Source organism: Microbacterium sp. G2-16M, assembly GCF_055809115.1.
Genome location: NZ_CM147897.1, coordinates 1,526,554 through 1,541,478, shown reverse-complemented (window position 1 = coordinate 1,541,478; position 14,925 = coordinate 1,526,554). Strand labels below are relative to the sequence as shown.

Here is a 14,925-nt window from a genome sequence, read left to right as displayed (position 1 = left end):
ATGAACGCGCCACAGCAGCTCGGAGAGCCGGTCCTGTCGGCCCGGCACATCGTCAAGAACTACGGCGGAGTGCGCGCGCTGAAGGGCGTGGACTTCGACGTGTACCCCGGCACGGTGACCACCCTGTTCGGCGAGAACGGCGCCGGCAAGTCGACGCTGATGAAGATCCTGTCCGGTGTGGAGCAGCCCACCGACGGGACGATCCTGCTCGACGGCGCCGAAGTGACGTTCGCCGACACCAACGACGCGCGCGCACACGGCATCTCGATCATCCACCAGGAGCTGAGCCTGTCGCCGAACATCTCCGTGCGCGACAACCTGTTCATGGGCCGCGAGCTGCGCCGCGGGCTGGGCGTGGACTACCGCCGGCAGGAGCAGCGCAGCCGCGAGGCGATGTCCGACCTCGGACTGGACATCGACCCGCACGTGCTCGTGTCCGAGCTGCGGCTCGGCGAGCAGCAGCTGATCGAGATCGCCCGGGCGCTGCTGGCCGACTCGCGCATCCTCATCATGGACGAGCCCACCTCGGCGCTGTCGGCCAACGAGGTCGAGATCCTGTTCCGGGTGATCGAGGACCTGACCAGCAAGGGCGTGGCGATCGTCTACATCTCGCACCATCTGGAGGAGGCGCTCCAGGTCACCGACCAGGCCGTCGTCCTGCGCGACGGCGCGATGACCGCGAAGGCGCCGGCGGACGAGATCGACCTGGAGTGGATCGTCCGCAACATGGTGGGCGAGCACTTCGACCTGGGCTCGCCGCCGGTCGGGTACGAGTTCGGCCCCGTCGCCCTCGACATCGACGACGTCAGCGTCGCCGATCCGAAGGAGCCGGACCGGATGCTGGTCGACCAGGTGTCGCTGCAGGTGCGCGAGGGCGAGATCGTCTGCATCTACGGACTGATGGGCGCCGGCCGCACCGAGCTGCTCGAGGCCGTCGCCGGGCGTCGCCCCACGGTGGGCGGAGCGGTCCGGATGAGCAAGGGCGAGATCACCAATCTCAGCCTGCGCGACCGGCTCGCCGCAGGCCTGGGCCTCGTGCCGGAGGACCGCCAGCGCGACGGTCTGGTGCCGACCCTCAGCGTCGGTCGCAACATCTCGCTGGCCGCGGTCAGCACGTTCGTGAAGGGCGTGTTCGTCTCCCGCGCGCAGGAGAAGGCGCACAGCGCCGACGCGATCGCCGACGTGCACGTGAAGACCGACGGCGGCGGCGCCCCGATCGGCTCACTGTCCGGCGGCAACCAGCAGAAGGTGGTGATCGGCAAGATCGTCTCCACCGGGCCGAAGGTGCTGCTGCTGGACGAGCCCACCCGCGGCATCGACGTCGGCGCCAAGGCCGAGGTCTTCAAGCTCGTCGCCCAGCGCGCCCGCACCGGCCTTGCCGTCGTCTACTCCACCAGCGAGGTCGGCGAATGCCTGAGCATCGCACACCGCATCGTCGTGATGGCGCGCGGCCGCATCGTCGCTGAGTTCGATCCCACCGTCACCAAGGAACAGATCATGGCCGCCTCCGGTGAAGCGGTCGTCGGGGCCTAGCCCCCGTCCCTAAGGAAATCTCATGGCTGAAGCACTCCTGTCCGGCAAGCGCCGCCCCTTCCAAGGGCTCACGCCCGCCGCGGTCCTCCTCGAAGCGCGGGCCTTCCTCGCGCTCGTGGTGATCTTCGCGGTCTTCTCGTTCCTCGCGCCCGCCGCGTTCCCGACCCTGTCGAACATCATCGTGATGTGCCAGCAGGTCTCGGTCTACGCGATCCTCGCGATCGGGATGCTGGTGGTGATCATGGACGGTGGCATCGACCTGTCCGTCGGCTCCACCCTCGGACTGTCCGGCATGGTCGCCGGTCTCGCCCTGCAGGGCTTCCCGGTCGGCGGGGTGATCCTCTACCCGCCGGTGTGGGTGGTGGTGGTCCTCGCGGTGGCCGCCGGGGCCCTGGTGGGACTGCTGAACGGCGTGCTGGTGGCGCGGCTGAACGTCGCCCCGTTCGTGGCCACCCTGGGCACCATGTACGTCGTGCGGGGCCTCGCCCAGCTGACCACCAACGGCCTGACCGTGAACAACCTCGGCGGCAAGGAGGAGCTGGGAAACACCGGCTTCGCCTGGCTCGGGTTCAACTCGATCCTCGGCATCCCGGTCGGGGTCTGGATCATGGTCCTGGTCAGCCTCGCGGCCAGCCTGCTGCTCAGCCGCACCGTGTACGGCCGCTGGCTGTACGCGCAGGGCGGCAACCGCCGGGCCGCCGAGCTGTCGGGCGTGCCGGTGCGCAAGGTCAGCGTGCGCGCCTACGTGATCGCCGGCGTCTGCGCCGCGATCGCCGGCGTCATCCTCACCAGCGAGCTGACCAGCGCCGGGCCCACCCAGGGCACCTCGTACGAGCTCACCGCGATCGCCGCCGTGGTCATCGGCGGGGCGTCGCTGATGGGCGGCACCGGCAACGTGCGCGGCACGCTGCTGGGCGCCTTCGTGATCGGCTTCCTGGCTGCGGGCCTGACCATCGTCGGCATCTCCGCCTACGTGCAGACCGTGTTCACCGGCGCCGTCATCGTGCTCGCGGTGCTGCTGAACGGCATCCAGCTGCGCTCGCGCAAGGGTCGCAAGGCCGGCCCGGCGACACCGCCGGACGCCGCCGCACCACCGGCGGCCGGACCGGACGCCGCCGAGAAAGTCGTCACCGAGAACGCCGGCTGACCGCCGGCACCTGCTCACCGAAGAGAAGAAGAGGAAACAGATATGTCCCGTAGATCATTCGCTGCGGTCGCAGCCCTCGGGCTGACCGCGGTTCTGGCCCTGGCCGGCTGCTCCGGCCAGAGCGGCTCGAACCCGTCGTCGTCCGAGAGCGCCGGCGGCGGCAAGGCTGGCGGCTTCATCCAGATCGTCGTCAACGACCCGTCCAACCCGTACTGGCTGACCGAGGGCAACGTCGCGCAGGCCGAGGCCGAGAAGCTCGGCTACACGGCATCCGTCGCGGCGTCCAAGGGCGACGTGAACACCGAGTCGACGATCATCGACACGGCGATCGCGAAGCACGCCGCCGGCATCATCCTCGACCCGGCCAACGCCGACGGCTCGATCGGAAACATCAAGCGCGCCATGGCCAAGAAGATCCCGGTGTTCCTGGTCAACGCCGAGATCAACGAGCAGGGCGTCGCCCTGGGCCAGCTGGTCTCCAACAACGCGCAGGGTGCGGCCCTGGGCGCGCAGCAGTGGATCAAGGCCGCCGGCACCAAGGGCAGCTACGCCGAACTGTTCGGCCTGCCCTCGGACAACAACGCGGCGACCCGGTCGAACGGCTACAAGACCGTGATCTCGCAGTACCCGGACTGGAAGAAGGTCGCACAGCAGACCGCCAACTGGGACCGCGCGCTGGGGCAGCAGAAGATGCAGTCGATCCTGCAGGCGCACCCCGACATCAACGCCGTGATCTCGGGCAACGACGAGATGGCGCTCGGTGCGATCGCCGCGATCAAGCAGGCTGGCAAGAAGCTGTCCGTGGACGGCACCAAGGGCGGCATCGTCGTCGGCGGGTTCGACGGATCGCCGGACGCGGTCGACGCGATCAAGTCCGGCGAGCTGGCCTACACGGTGCTGCAGCCGGTGGCCGTGTTCGCGCAGAAGGCGGTCCAGCAGCTGGATGAGTACATCCGCACCGGCAAGAAGCCGGCGCAGGAGAAGCAGTCCTTCGACTGCATCCTCATCACGAAGGACAACGTCGACAAGATGACCGGTCCGTTCACCTACAGCGGCTGACCGGTCCGCAGACGGCCGTGCGCTCCCGTGCGGCCGGCGCCGGGGGCGGATGCCACGCATCCGCCCCCGGTACCTCCCGCCGGATCCGATCCGATCCGGCAGCATCTTCGCCCGCCCACATCCGACAAGGACACCATGAGCTACGTACTCAACGATGCCGCCGAGTTCGCCGATGAGTCCGCGGACGGCTTCGTCGCGGTCCACCGCGGCCTCGTGCGCCGGGTGCGCGGCGGGGTCGCCCGAGCCGCGGCCACGCCGGACGGCGAGGTCGCCGTCGTCATCGGCGGCGGATCCGGGCACTACCCCGCGTTCGCCGGCCTCGTCGGTCCGGGGATCGCGCACGGCGCGGCGATGGGCAACGTGTTCGCCTCGCCCAGCGCACAGCAGGTGCACTCGGTGGCCCGCTCCGTGGCCACCGATGCCGGAGTGCTGCTCACCTACGGCAACTACGCGGGCGACGCCTTGAACTTCGATCAGGCGCAGGAGCGGCTGCGCGCCGAGGGGATCCCGTGCCAGACGGTGCGGGTCACCGACGACATCTGCAGCGCCGGTCCGGACGAGAGCGAGAAGCGCCGCGGCATCGCCGGCGACCTCGTCGTGTTCCGCGTGGCCGGATGGGCGGCCGAACGGGGCCTGCCGCTGGACCAGGTCACCGCGCTGGCCGCCCGTGCCAACGACCGCACCCGCTCGATGGGCGTCGCGTTCTCGGGCTGCACGCTGCCGGGCGCGAGCGAGCCGCTGTTCACCGTGCCCGCCGGCCAGATGGCCGTCGGCATGGGCATCCACGGCGAGCCCGGCATCGAGACGCTGCCGCTGCCGACCGCCGACGAACTGGCGGCGCTGCTGGTGCAGCGGCTGCTGGCCGAGCGCCCCGACACGTCCGGCGACCGCGTCGGGGTGATCGTCAACGGGCTGGGCTCGGTCAAGTCCGAGGAGCTGTTCGTGCTCTACGGCGGGATCGCCGCGGCGCTGCAGGATGCCGGCATCCAGATCGTCGAGCCGGAGGTCGGCGAGTACGCCACCAGCTTCGAGATGGCCGGCGTCTCGCTCACCCTGGTCTGGCTCGACGATGACCTCGAGCAGGCCTGGCGCGCACCCGCCTACACGCCCGCGTATCGCAAGGGCGCCATCGACCTGCCCACCGGCGACGCCGCCGTCGCCGAGGAGCAGGGCGAGCAGGAGACCATTCCGCCGGGAGCACCGGAGTCCGCCGCAGCGGGCCGGGTCGCGGCATCCGCCCTGTCCGCCATCCGTGCGGTGATCGACCGGGAGGTCGACGAGCTCGGCCGACTGGACGCCATCGCCGGGGACGGCGATCACGGCATCGGCATGCAGCGGGGAGTGCATGCCGCCGACGCCGCCGCGGCCGACGCGGTGGCGGCCGGAGCGGGTGCCGGCACGGTGCTGACGCGTGCCGGCGACGCATGGGCGGACAAGGCCGGCGGCACCTCCGGGGCTCTGTGGGGAACGGGGCTGCGTGCGGTCGGGGAGCGGTTCGGCGACGCCGACGCGCCCGGGCCGCGCGCGGTGGCCGAGGCCGTCGCCGCCGCACGCGACGCGGTGCAGGGCTTCGGCAAGGCCGAGGTCGGCGACAAGACCCTCGTGGACGCGCTGGTGCCGTTCGTCCAGCGCCTCGCCGAGCGGGTCGACGCCGGTGACGGGCTGACGGCGGCATGGACGGATGCTGCGACCGCGGCCACCGCGGCGGCGGCGGCGACCTCCGACCTGCTGCCGCGGGTGGGTCGCGCCCGTCCGCACATGGAGAAGAGCCTGGGCACGCCCGACCCGGGCGCGGTCTCGCTCGCGCTGGCGATGACGGCGGTGGCCGCTCTGCTGGCCGAGCAGCGTGCCCACGAGCACGCAGACGAACAGAAGGAGAACTGAGATGGCTCGCACATGGCGCGTGATCGTCGGGTCCGACGACGCGGGGTTCCAGTACAAGGAGGCGCTGAAGGCCGACCTCGAGAACGATCCGAGGGTGGCCGAGGTGATCGACGTGGGCGTGGACGCGCAGTCGCACACCCCCTACCCGACCGTCGCGATCGCAGCGGCCGAGAAGGTCGCCGCCGGCGACGCCGACCGCGCGCTGCTGGTCTGCGGGACGGGGCTGGGCGTCGCGATCGCGGCGAACAAGGTCCCCGGCATCCGTGCCGTCACCGCGCACGACAGCTACAGCGTCGAGCGCAGCGTGCTCAGCAACAACGCGCAGGTGCTCACCTTCGGCCAGCGGGTGGTCGGGCTGGAGCTGGCCCGCCGCCTGGCGAAGGAATGGCTCGGCTACGAGTTCGACGAGTCCTCGTCATCCGCCGCGAAGGTCGCGGTGCTCAAGGACTACGAGTCCGGCGACGCAGGGTCGAGCGGCATCGGGTCGAGCGGCACCGGGTCGGGCGGAGACGCCGCCTGATGGGCGGGCGCACCACGGTGACTCTGGGCGTGAGCCTGAAGCTGTATCTGGACATCCCTGCCACCGTCCGCTGGGCGCACGAGGTCGCCGCGATCGCGCGGCGCCAGGCGTCCGTGCGCTCCGGTGCGGTGACGCTGATCGCGCTGCCCTCGCTGCCGGCGCTGGAGGCGACCCGTGCGGCGCTGGAGGGAAGCGGCGTGCAGGTCGGCGGGCAGGATCTGTTCTGGGAGGACCGGGGTGCGTACACCGGCGCCGTGAGCGGCGCCGACCTGCGGCAGGCGGGCTGCCGCTACGTCGAGGTCGGCCACGCGGAGCGCCGCTCGGTGTTCGGCGAGGACGACGGCGTGGTGCGCCGCAAGCTGGCGGCGGCCGTGCGCAACGGGCTGGTCCCGATCCTGTGCGTGGGCGAGCAGACCCCCGACGAGGATGCCGCCGCCGCGTGCGTCGGGCAGCTCTTCTCGGCGCTGGCCGGGATCCCCGACGGCACCGTGGTCGACGAGCTGATCGTCGCCTACGAACCGGTCTGGGCGATCGGCGCGCAGGAGCCCGCGCCGGCCGCGGCCGTGACCGCCGTCGCGGTCGCCGTGCGCGCCGCCCTGGCCGACGATCCGCGGGTGGCCGCGGCATCCGTCCTCTACGGCGGCAGCGCCGGGCCGGGCCTGCTCGGCACGCTGGGCGAGGCGGTCGACGGCCTGTTCCTCGGCCGGTTCGCGCACGACCCGGCCCAATTCGAGCGGGTGGTGGAAGAGGCCGCGGCGCTACTCTGAACGCAGCTTGACAGGATGCAGTCCAAGACCCGGGAGGCGATGTGAGCGCACCGACGACTCAGCCGCAGTCGCGGCAGAGCCGGCAGCAGACGCGGCAGCGCGAGATCACCGAGGCGGTTATGGCCGAGGGCGCCATCCGGATCGAGCAGATCGCCGACCGGTTCAACATCAGCGTGATGACCGCGCATCGCGACCTGGACGAGCTCGAGGGCCGGGGGCTGCTGCGCAAGGACCGCGGGGTGGCCACGGCGATGTCGACGGCGCTGGTCGAATCCAGCGACGTCTACCGGTCGAGCCGGCAGCTCGCTGAGAAGGAGGCGCTGGCCCGCGCCGCGCTGGAGTTCATCGAGCCCGGCCAGGCGATCATCCTGGACGATTCCACGACCACGCTGCACCTGGTGTCGCTGCTGCACGCCAAGACCCCGCTGACGGTGATCACGAACACGCTGACCATCATGGAGCAGCTCAAGGGCACACGCGGGATCACGCTGCTGTCGGTGGGCGGGCAGTTCTACAACTGGTGCTCGGCCTTCATGGGACGCATGGCGGTCGAGGCGTTCGCCTCGCTGCGCGCCGACGTGCTGGTGATGTCGACCTCGGCGATCACCGACGACATCGCGTTCCACCAGACCCTGGAGACCGTGGATGTCAAGCGCGCGATGTTCGAGTCGGCGAGCACGCGCATCCTCCTGGCCGATCACACGAAGTTCGACCGTCGTGCGCTGCACGCCATGCTCCCGTTGAGCGATTTCGACGCGGTGGTGGTGGATGCCGAGACCGACCGCGCGCACGTCGACCGGCTGCGCAAGCGCGGCGTGAAGGTGGTCGTCGCCAAGAAGGCGCCGCGCGAGGCGCGGTCATGACCGGGCGGCCGGATGTGGATCGGGTCGATGGGGCGGGGCATGTGCCGCGGGGGGATGTGCCTCGGCTCGATGTGCCTCGGCTCGATGTGCCTCGGCTCGATGTGCCTCGGCTTGATGTGCCTCGGCTCGATGTGCCTCGGCTTGATGTGCCTCGGCTTGATGTGCTCGGTGCGATCAACCAGGACGTCGTGGCCCGGGTCGAGCGCGCGCCGCGCCCCGGCGAGACCGTGGCCGACGGCATCCTCACCCATCAGCCCGGAGGCAAGGGCGCCAACCAGGCGACGGCGGCGGCGCGGCTGGGGGCGTCGGTCCGGATGCTCGGAGCCGTCGGACCGGATGCCGCGGCCAACCAGATGCGCGCCGCGCTGGCGGATGCGGGGGTGGATGTCTCGGCCGTCCAGACCGCCGACGAGGCCACCGGCACCGCGCTGATCGTCGTGGACGAGACCGGCGAGAACTCGATCGTCGTGTGCCCGGGGGCGAATCTGCAGATCGACCCGGAGCGGATCGACCGGGATCCGGCCGTGCCCGTTCTGGCCCAGCTCGAGGTCGCGCCGCACGTGGTCGACCACGTCGCACGCACGAGCACCGGACTGTTCGCCCTGAACGTCTCGCCGGCCCGCGAGCTGGGGCCGGTGCTGTGGGACCGGGTCGGTCTGTTCATCGTCAACGAGGGGGAGTACGCGCACCTGCCGCGGCTGGCGACCGCACCGCTGGTCGCGCTCACGCTCGGCGCCGACGGGGCGGTGCTGCTGCGCGGCGGCGTGAAGATCGCCGCGGCGCCGTCGGTGCCGACATCCGTCGTGAGCACCGTGGGTGCCGGCGACGCGTTCGCCGCGGCGCTGACGGTGGCGCTGCTGCGCGGGCTCGACGAGGAGGCCGCACTGCGGGCCGCCTGCGCCGTGGGCGCCGCCGCGGTGGCCGACGAGCGCAGTCAGCCGCGGCTGCAGCCGCTGGACGCCTACCTGCCCTGACGGTCGGGCCGTATCCGGCCTGACGGTCGGTTCGATCGTCACGAACTGCGGCTTCTGCCCGCGGCGGGCCCCGCGTTGTGACGACTGAACCTCGCGCCCGCCGCTTCGGTCGTCACGAACCGTGGCTTTGGCCCGCGGCAGGCCCCGCGTTGTGACGACTGAACCTCGCGGACGTCAGCGGCCGCGGTTCGGTCGACGCATACGGCTGCTCCGGCGGTCGTCGCACAGCCATTTGCGTCGACTGAAGTTCGCGCCTGTCGGCGGCCCGCGGTTCGGTCGTCACGAATTGCTGCTTCCGTCCGTGGCAGGCCCCGGATCGCGACGACCGAACGCGCGGCCCGGCTCCGGCACCCCCGTACGCTGGAGGGGCCGCTCGGCCGAAAGGACGCGATGACCGCCCTCATCCCACTGACGAACACTCCCCGCGACTACGCCTGGGGCGCGGTCGACGGCGTCACCCGCACGCTCGGCTGGACTCCGACCGGCGGGCCCGAGGCCGAGCTGTGGCTCGGCGCGCACCCGCTCTCGCCGAGCCGCGCCCTCGACCAGGACATCCCGTGGGACGACCTGGCCGGCTGGGAGCAGCGGTCGGGTACAGCGCTGCCGTACCTGCTGAAGCTGCTGGCCGCGGCATCCCCCCTCTCGCTGCAGGCGCACCCCACGCCGGAGCAGGCGGCCGACGGGTTCGCGCGTGAAGAGGCCGCCGGCATTCCGCTGACCGCACGCGAGCGCAATTACAAGGATCCGAACGCGAAGCCCGAGCTCATCGTCGCCGTCGAGGACGGGTTCGAGGCGCTGTGCGGCTTCCGGCCGGTCGACGAGACGCGGGACCTCATCGATGCGCTGGCCGCGGCATCCGATGCGCCGCACGAGCTGGCGCCGTGGCAGGATGCCGCGGCCTCCGGGGTCCGCGAGGGCTTCGCCTGGCTGCTGTCCGGGGCGACGGAGGTCGCGACCGCCGTGGCCGCGGCGTCGGTCATCGCGCAGGTCCACCCGCGTCGGTTCGAGCTGATCGATCGGCTGTCGCGTCAATATCCCGGCGACCCGGGCATCCTCGTCGCGCAGATGCTCAACCACGTCACGCTCGCCGCCGGCGAGGCGCTGTGGCTGCCGGCGGGCAACATCCACGCGTACCTGCGCGGCACCGGCGTCGAGCTGATGGGCCCGAGCGACAACGTGCTGCGCGGCGGGCTGACTCCCAAGCACGTCGACCGCGACGAGCTGGCGAAGGTGCTCGACTTCACGCCCGGCCCCCCGTCGCGCCTCGCGCCGCTCGCGCGCGGCGCGAATGTGGTCGCCTACCGGCCGATGTCCGTGCCGTCAGGCGCCGGAGTCGGGTTCGAGCTGCTGCTGATCACCGGCGACGCCACCGTCCAGACCGGCTCGGCCGCGATCGCGCTGACCGTCGAGGGGTCGTTCGCACTGTCGGCGGACGGGGCGGATGCCGCCGCCGACCACGGCGCCGTCGTCTTCATCGACGCACCCGCCGAGGTGCGCATCACCGGCTCGGGCCGGCTGTTCCTCGCCACCGGCGTCTGAGCCGCCCGCGCCCGCCCCCCTGCGCGAAACCGGAGATCGGGCGTATCCTGCGAGCGTGACCGCACCGGGGACTGACGTGTGCATCGCCGGCGGCGGGCCCGCCGGGGTGATGCTGGGGCTGCTCCTGGCTCGCGCCGGCATCGACGTGACCGTGCTCGAGAAGCACGACGACTTCTTCCGCGACTTCCGCGGCGACACCGTGCATCCCTCCACCCTGAACCTGCTCGACGCGCTCGGGCTGCGCGCGCGGTTCGAGGCCATCGAGCACGCCCCGCTGCCGCGGCTGGATGTCGTGATCAACGGCATCCGGATCCACGCGGTCGACTTCACCTCGCTGCCGGCACCCAACCGGTTCGTCACGCTCATGCCGCAGTGGGATCTGCTCGACCTGCTCGCCGACGCCGGGCGGGAGCATCCGTCCTTCCACCTGCACATGGGCGCCGAGGTGACCGACGTGATCCGCAGCGGCGGCCGTATTAGTGGGGTGCGGGCGCGCACCGCCGACGGTGAGCTGACCGTCACCGCACGGCTGGTGGTGGCCGCCGACGGGCGGTCCTCGACCGTGCGCCGCGCGCTCGCGCTGGTGCCGCAGGTGAGCCCGGTCGACACGGACGTGCTGTGGTTCCGGGTGCCGCGGCCCGAGCGTCCGGTGCCCGACACGCTGGCGTGGGCGAACGCCGAGGGGATGGCGATCACGATCCCGCGGCCGGAGTATCTGCAGTGCGCGCTGCTGGTGGCCAAGGGATCGCTCGACCGGCTGCAGGAGCAGGGCATCGGGGCGTTCCGCGACCGGGTCGCGCGCACGGTGCCGCGGCTGGCCGACGTGGTCGGCGCAGTCGCCTCGTACGACGACGTCAAGCTGCTGTCGGTGCAGATCGACCGCCTGCCGCGCTGGTGGCAGCCCGGGGTCCTGTGCATCGGGGATGCGGCGCACGCCATGTCGCCGATGTTCGGCGTGGGCATCAACTACGCGGTGCAGGATGCCGTGGCCGCCGCCCGTGTGCTGATTCCGGCGCTGGGAGGGGGAGCCGGAAAGGCCGCCGTCCCGGACACCTCCGACGACGCGGTTGATCGCGCGTGTGCGGCCGTGCAGGCGCGGCGCGAGCGGCCGACCGCGCTGATGCAGCGGATCCAGCGCGCCGGGCACCGGGTCATCGCGACCGGGCGCGTCGGCCGGCTGGTCGACAATCCGCCGACGCGGATGCAGCGCGCCGTGCTGCGGACCGCCCTGCCGGTCCTCAAGCCGCTGTTGGCACGTCTGGTCGGCTACGGGTTCCGGCCGGAGCGACTGTGACGGCGGCGGGCCGCGGCATCCACCATTCCGGGTCGGTCCAGCGATCGGCTGCCTCCGCCCGGGCCAGCTTCGGCAGGTAGGCGGGCACCGCGGCCCGCCGCTCGCGCACCGACTCGTGCAGCACGGCGTCGTCCGGGAGGTGCCGGCGCAGCGGGATCAGCAGGTTCCAGACCCATGAGTTCTGGTGCAGGGGAGCGGTCTGGGCGAACGTCCGCTCCACCGTGCAGTAGCGCGCGTAGATCTCGGCGGGCCGGCGATCGCGCAGCTGGAGCTGGTCGCAGACCCCGTCGAACACCCACTTGAGGGCGATGGTGGCCAAGTCGTGATCGTGGAACGTGCCCCCCACGTCGCAGTGCACCCCGGGGAACCACGCCTCTTCGAACCCGTCGCGGCGATCCACGGGCAGGTAGCGGAACGAGCGCCGGGTCTCGTCGATCGAGACGGCGTGCCGCAGGCGGCGCACGTTCCACAGCGAGCAGGTGTCGGGCCAGTCCAGGCTTCCGAGCCCCGCGAACCACGCCTCCACGGTGTCCCAGATGCCGAGGTACTCGACCGGGATCGCGTGCACGTCGCCGGCGAGCTCGTCGGGCACGGCATCCGCGAATCCCCCGGATGCCGGCGCCACCGGCTCGCCCGCGGTGCCCCAGCACAGCGCATCGGCGAACGCCTGGGCCTCGCGGGCGCGCAGCGCGACCGCCTTCTTCGTGCCGACCGGCTTGACATACTGCGCGACGGCGTAGTCGACGAGGTGCTCGGATCCGCTGCGCAGCAGGCCCGGTCGCGCCAGCAGCGCCGCCAGCGCCCGTGCGGTGTACGCGCCGCGGCTGAACCCGAAGATGTAGATGCGGTCGCCGGGACGGTAGTTCTCGACCAGCCACCCGTAGGCCTGACTCACCTTCCGGCGCATGCCGAAGCCGAAGGCGAGGCCGCCCAGCCGCGACAGCCGGCGTCCGATCGCGCCGCGCGCGGTGGCCGAGGGCAGCGTCCCGACGCCGGGGTCGTAGTAGGCGATCTGCGTCGCCGGGTCGTCGAGGTCGAGCATCATGAACACCTTCGCCGCATTCGTCGGATGGTGGTCGAGCTCGTTGCTCGTGCCGTCCAGGCAGACGACGATGTTCTTCGGGCTGTACGGAGCACTCATCGGAACCTCCCCGCTCACCAGGAAGACCCCCGCCGCCCGCCCCCTGATACACGCGCCCCTTCCGTCCCCCCGCGCCTCGCCATCCCCCTTCGCGGGGTCGGGCGCGGGGTTTCAGCCGCGGACGGCGCGCACGGCGTCCCAGACCGCGTCGGCGACGGCGCGCTTGGTTCCGGATGCCTCGGCCACGACTTCGCCGCCGGCTGCGAGGACGACCACCTCGTTGTCGCCGCTCTCGAACCCCTGGGTCCAGCCCACGGCGTTGACCACGAGCAGGTCGGCGCCCTTGCGGGCGAGCTTGCGCCGGCCGCGCTCGAGCAGCTCCTCATGCGAGCCGACCGTCTCGGCGGCGAAGCCGACGATGGTCTGCCCGTCGCGGCGCGCGCGGACCAGTCCCGCCAGCACGTCGGCGGTCTCGACAAGGTCGAGCACTCGTCCCGGCCCGTCGACGGCATCCTTCCGGAGCTTCGCGTCGGATGTCTCTGCCGGCCGGTAGTCTGCGACCGCGGCCGCCATCACCACCACATCGGCGCCTTCCGCGGCATCCGCCATCGCGTCGTCGAGCTCGGCGGCCGTGGCCACGCGCACGACGGTGAGCCCGGCGGCGTCGGCCAGCACGCCGTCGTCGGTGTGCGCGGCGACCAGCGTCACCGTCGCCCCGCGATCGGCGGCGGCCCGCGCGAGCGCCATGCCCTGGCGCCCGCTGGACCGGTTGCCGAGGAACCGCACCGGGTCGATCGGCTCGCGCGTGCCTCCGGTCGAGACCGCGACGCGCAGGCCGGCCAGATCCTGCGGGCGCAGCATCGCGAGGGCGGCGGCGACGATCTCCTCCGGCTCGAGCATCCGTCCCGGCCCTGAGTCGCCCCCGGTGAGCTCTCCGTCCGCCGGCCCGACCACGTGCACGCCCCGGGCGGCGAGCGTGGCGATGTTGGCCCGCGTGGCCGGGTGCCGCCACATCTCGGTGTGCATGGCCGGCGCGACGACGACCGGTGCCGTCGTGGCAAGTAGGGTGGTCCCGAGCAGGTCGTCGGCGATGCCGGCGGCCATCTTCGCGAGGGAGTTGGCTGTGGCAGGAGCGACGATCACCAGATCGGCGGACTGGCCCAGGGCGACATGGCGCACCTGCGGGACGTCGTCGTGCACGCTGGTGGTGACCGGGTGGCGGCTGAGCGCCTCCCAGGTCGGCAGCCCGACGAACCGCAGCGCATCCTCGGTCGGGACGACGTGGACGTCATGACCGTCCTTGACCAGCAGCCGCACCAGGTGGACGCTCTTGTAGGCCGCGATCCCACCGGTCACTCCCACGACGATGAACATGGCTCGATCCTGCCACTGATCGGCGGAGGCATCCGATGTGCACCGTGATCATGCGGGTGCCCGAGCTCCCGGACGAGACCGTGCGGATCCTCGCCGTGCGCGACGAGGACGCCGACCGCCCCTGGCTGCCGCTGGCTGCCTCGTGGCCCGAACGGCCCGGCGTCGTCGGCGTGCGCGACGTGCGGGCGGGCGGGGCGTGGCTGGCGGCGGATGCCTCGGCCCGACGGCTCGCGATCCTGCTGAACCGGCACAGCCCGGACGTGCCGGACGGCATTGCGCCGATCTCGCGCGGCGGAATCGCGCTGCAGGCGGTCGCGGGGCAGCCGATCGCGCCGACCGAGGCCGTGCCCGGGTTCAACCTCGTGGACGTCCGGCCCGATGGCGTCCGGATCATCACGTGGGACGGGACGACCCGCACCGAGGTCGCCGTGCCGCCCGGCGTGCACATGATCGCCCACCACGACCTCGACGACGCGCGGTCGGCGCGGATCGTGGCCTGGCACGACACGTTCGCTCGCGCGGCCGCCGAGTGGGATGCCGACGACCCGGCGGATGCCCCCCGCTGGGAGGAGTCGTGGCTCGCCGTCCTGGCCCGCAGTGCCCAGCTGGATCCGACCGACGAGCGCGCGATCATCCGCGACAACCGGCCGCTGGGCTACCCGACCCAGTCGCTGCTGCTGTGCACGGCCGAGGTCGGCCCCGCCGGCGTCGCGGTCGAGTACGCCGAGCTGGCCCATCCCGGCCGCTGGAGCCCGATCACCCTCGTCCCCCCGGCCTGACCCGCGTCGCCCCCGCGAGGTTGTCCCCCGTCCCGCGAGGTTGTCCTCGGTCGCGCGAGGTTGTCCTCGGTCCCGCGAGGTTGTCCCGCGTCCGCCGAGATTGTCCTCGGT

At 72.2% G+C, this 14,925-nt stretch carries 13 protein-coding genes; 11 read left to right on the top strand and 2 right to left on the bottom strand.

What is annotated here, in order from left to right; translation table 11 throughout:
• The 10 genes from AC0L6F_RS07255 (at position 1) to AC0L6F_RS07210 (ending at position 11,580) form a co-directional block, all read left to right on the top strand.
• A complete protein-coding gene (locus tag AC0L6F_RS07255; protein WP_259612672.1) occupies positions 1-1,533 on the top strand; it encodes a sugar ABC transporter ATP-binding protein in 1,533 nt (510 codons plus the stop codon).
• A 22-nt stretch (positions 1,534-1,555) separates the two neighbouring features.
• The gene (locus AC0L6F_RS07250) at positions 1,556-2,680 is read left to right on the top strand and encodes an ABC transporter permease (RefSeq protein WP_473539721.1); all 1,125 of its coding nucleotides are present in this window, start codon (positions 1,556-1,558) and stop codon (positions 2,678-2,680) included.
• Between the two features lie 42 nt (positions 2,681-2,722).
• The gene (locus tag AC0L6F_RS07245; protein ID WP_274635973.1) at positions 2,723-3,739 is read left to right on the top strand and encodes a D-ribose ABC transporter substrate-binding protein; all 1,017 of its coding nucleotides are present in this window, start codon (positions 2,723-2,725) and stop codon (positions 3,737-3,739) included.
• A gap of 135 nt (positions 3,740-3,874) precedes the next feature.
• A complete protein-coding gene (locus AC0L6F_RS07240; RefSeq protein ID WP_473539719.1) occupies positions 3,875-5,623 on the top strand; it encodes a dihydroxyacetone kinase family protein in 1,749 nt (582 codons plus the stop codon).
• Position 5,624: 1 nt separating this feature from the next.
• On the top strand, positions 5,625-6,143 hold the full coding sequence (locus tag AC0L6F_RS07235; RefSeq protein WP_274635971.1) for a ribose-5-phosphate isomerase: 519 nt from the start codon (positions 5,625-5,627) through the stop codon (positions 6,141-6,143).
• Positions 6,143-6,910 (top strand): triose-phosphate isomerase, encoded by a 768-nt coding sequence (locus AC0L6F_RS07230; protein WP_274635970.1) that lies wholly within the window; start codon positions 6,143-6,145, stop codon positions 6,908-6,910. The genes AC0L6F_RS07235 and AC0L6F_RS07230 overlap by 1 nt, the downstream gene beginning before the upstream one ends.
• 41 nt (positions 6,911-6,951) lie before the next feature.
• Positions 6,952-7,773: a DeoR/GlpR family DNA-binding transcription regulator gene (locus AC0L6F_RS07225; protein WP_473539718.1), complete on the top strand. Its 822-nt coding sequence runs from the start codon at positions 6,952-6,954 to the stop codon at positions 7,771-7,773.
• Between the two features lie 146 nt (positions 7,774-7,919).
• Positions 7,920-8,747 (top strand): ribokinase, encoded by an 828-nt coding sequence (locus AC0L6F_RS07220; protein ID WP_473539717.1) that lies wholly within the window; start codon positions 7,920-7,922, stop codon positions 8,745-8,747.
• A gap of 390 nt (positions 8,748-9,137) precedes the next feature.
• Positions 9,138-10,286: a mannose-6-phosphate isomerase, class I gene (gene manA, locus AC0L6F_RS07215; protein ID WP_473539716.1), complete on the top strand. Its 1,149-nt coding sequence runs from the start codon at positions 9,138-9,140 to the stop codon at positions 10,284-10,286.
• Between the two features lie 55 nt (positions 10,287-10,341).
• Positions 10,342-11,580, top strand: coding sequence for an FAD-dependent oxidoreductase (locus tag AC0L6F_RS07210; protein WP_473539715.1), 1,239 nt, complete (start codon positions 10,342-10,344; stop codon positions 11,578-11,580).
• Here AC0L6F_RS07210 and AC0L6F_RS07205 read toward each other — a convergent pair.
• Positions 11,525-12,721 carry a phospholipase effector Tle1 domain-containing protein gene (locus AC0L6F_RS07205; RefSeq protein ID WP_473539714.1) on the bottom strand — a complete coding sequence of 399 codons (1,197 nt, stop codon included), beginning with the start codon at positions 12,719-12,721 and terminating at the stop codon, positions 11,525-11,527. The two genes, AC0L6F_RS07210 and AC0L6F_RS07205, sit on opposite strands and share 56 nt — an antisense overlap.
• A gap of 111 nt (positions 12,722-12,832) precedes the next feature.
• Positions 12,833-14,035, bottom strand: a complete 1,203-nt coding sequence (gene coaBC, locus AC0L6F_RS07200; protein ID WP_473539713.1) for a bifunctional phosphopantothenoylcysteine decarboxylase/phosphopantothenate--cysteine ligase CoaBC — start codon at positions 14,033-14,035, stop codon at positions 12,833-12,835.
• A 35-nt stretch (positions 14,036-14,070) separates the two neighbouring features.
• Between coaBC and AC0L6F_RS07195 the strand changes: the two genes are divergently transcribed.
• Complete coding sequence (locus AC0L6F_RS07195; protein ID WP_473539712.1) at positions 14,071-14,814, top strand: NRDE family protein; 744 nt, start codon at positions 14,071-14,073, stop codon at positions 14,812-14,814.
• Positions 14,815-14,925: the final 111 nt, after the last annotated feature.

Excerpts from the sequence above, each read along its gene's own strand:
- AC0L6F_RS07235 (WP_274635971.1), top strand. The coding sequence starts at position 5,625 with ATGGCTCGCACATGGCGCGTGATCGTCGGGTCCGACGACGCGGGGTTC.
- coaBC (WP_473539713.1), bottom strand. The coding sequence starts at position 14,035 with ATGTTCATCGTCGTGGGAGTGACCGGTGGGATCGCGGCCTACAAGAGC.
- AC0L6F_RS07245 (WP_274635973.1), top strand. The coding sequence starts at position 2,723 with ATGTCCCGTAGATCATTCGCTGCGGTCGCAGCCCTCGGGCTGACCGCG.
- AC0L6F_RS07255 (WP_259612672.1), top strand. The coding sequence starts at position 1 with ATGAACGCGCCACAGCAGCTCGGAGAGCCGGTCCTGTCGGCCCGGCAC.
- AC0L6F_RS07230 (WP_274635970.1), top strand. The coding sequence starts at position 6,143 with ATGGGCGGGCGCACCACGGTGACTCTGGGCGTGAGCCTGAAGCTGTAT.
- AC0L6F_RS07250 (WP_473539721.1), top strand. The coding sequence starts at position 1,556 with ATGGCTGAAGCACTCCTGTCCGGCAAGCGCCGCCCCTTCCAAGGGCTC.
- AC0L6F_RS07205 (WP_473539714.1), bottom strand. The coding sequence starts at position 12,721 with ATGAGTGCTCCGTACAGCCCGAAGAACATCGTCGTCTGCCTGGACGGC.
- manA (WP_473539716.1), top strand. The coding sequence starts at position 9,138 with ATGACCGCCCTCATCCCACTGACGAACACTCCCCGCGACTACGCCTGG.
- AC0L6F_RS07240 (WP_473539719.1), top strand. The coding sequence starts at position 3,875 with ATGAGCTACGTACTCAACGATGCCGCCGAGTTCGCCGATGAGTCCGCG.
- AC0L6F_RS07195 (WP_473539712.1), top strand. The coding sequence starts at position 14,071 with ATGTGCACCGTGATCATGCGGGTGCCCGAGCTCCCGGACGAGACCGTG.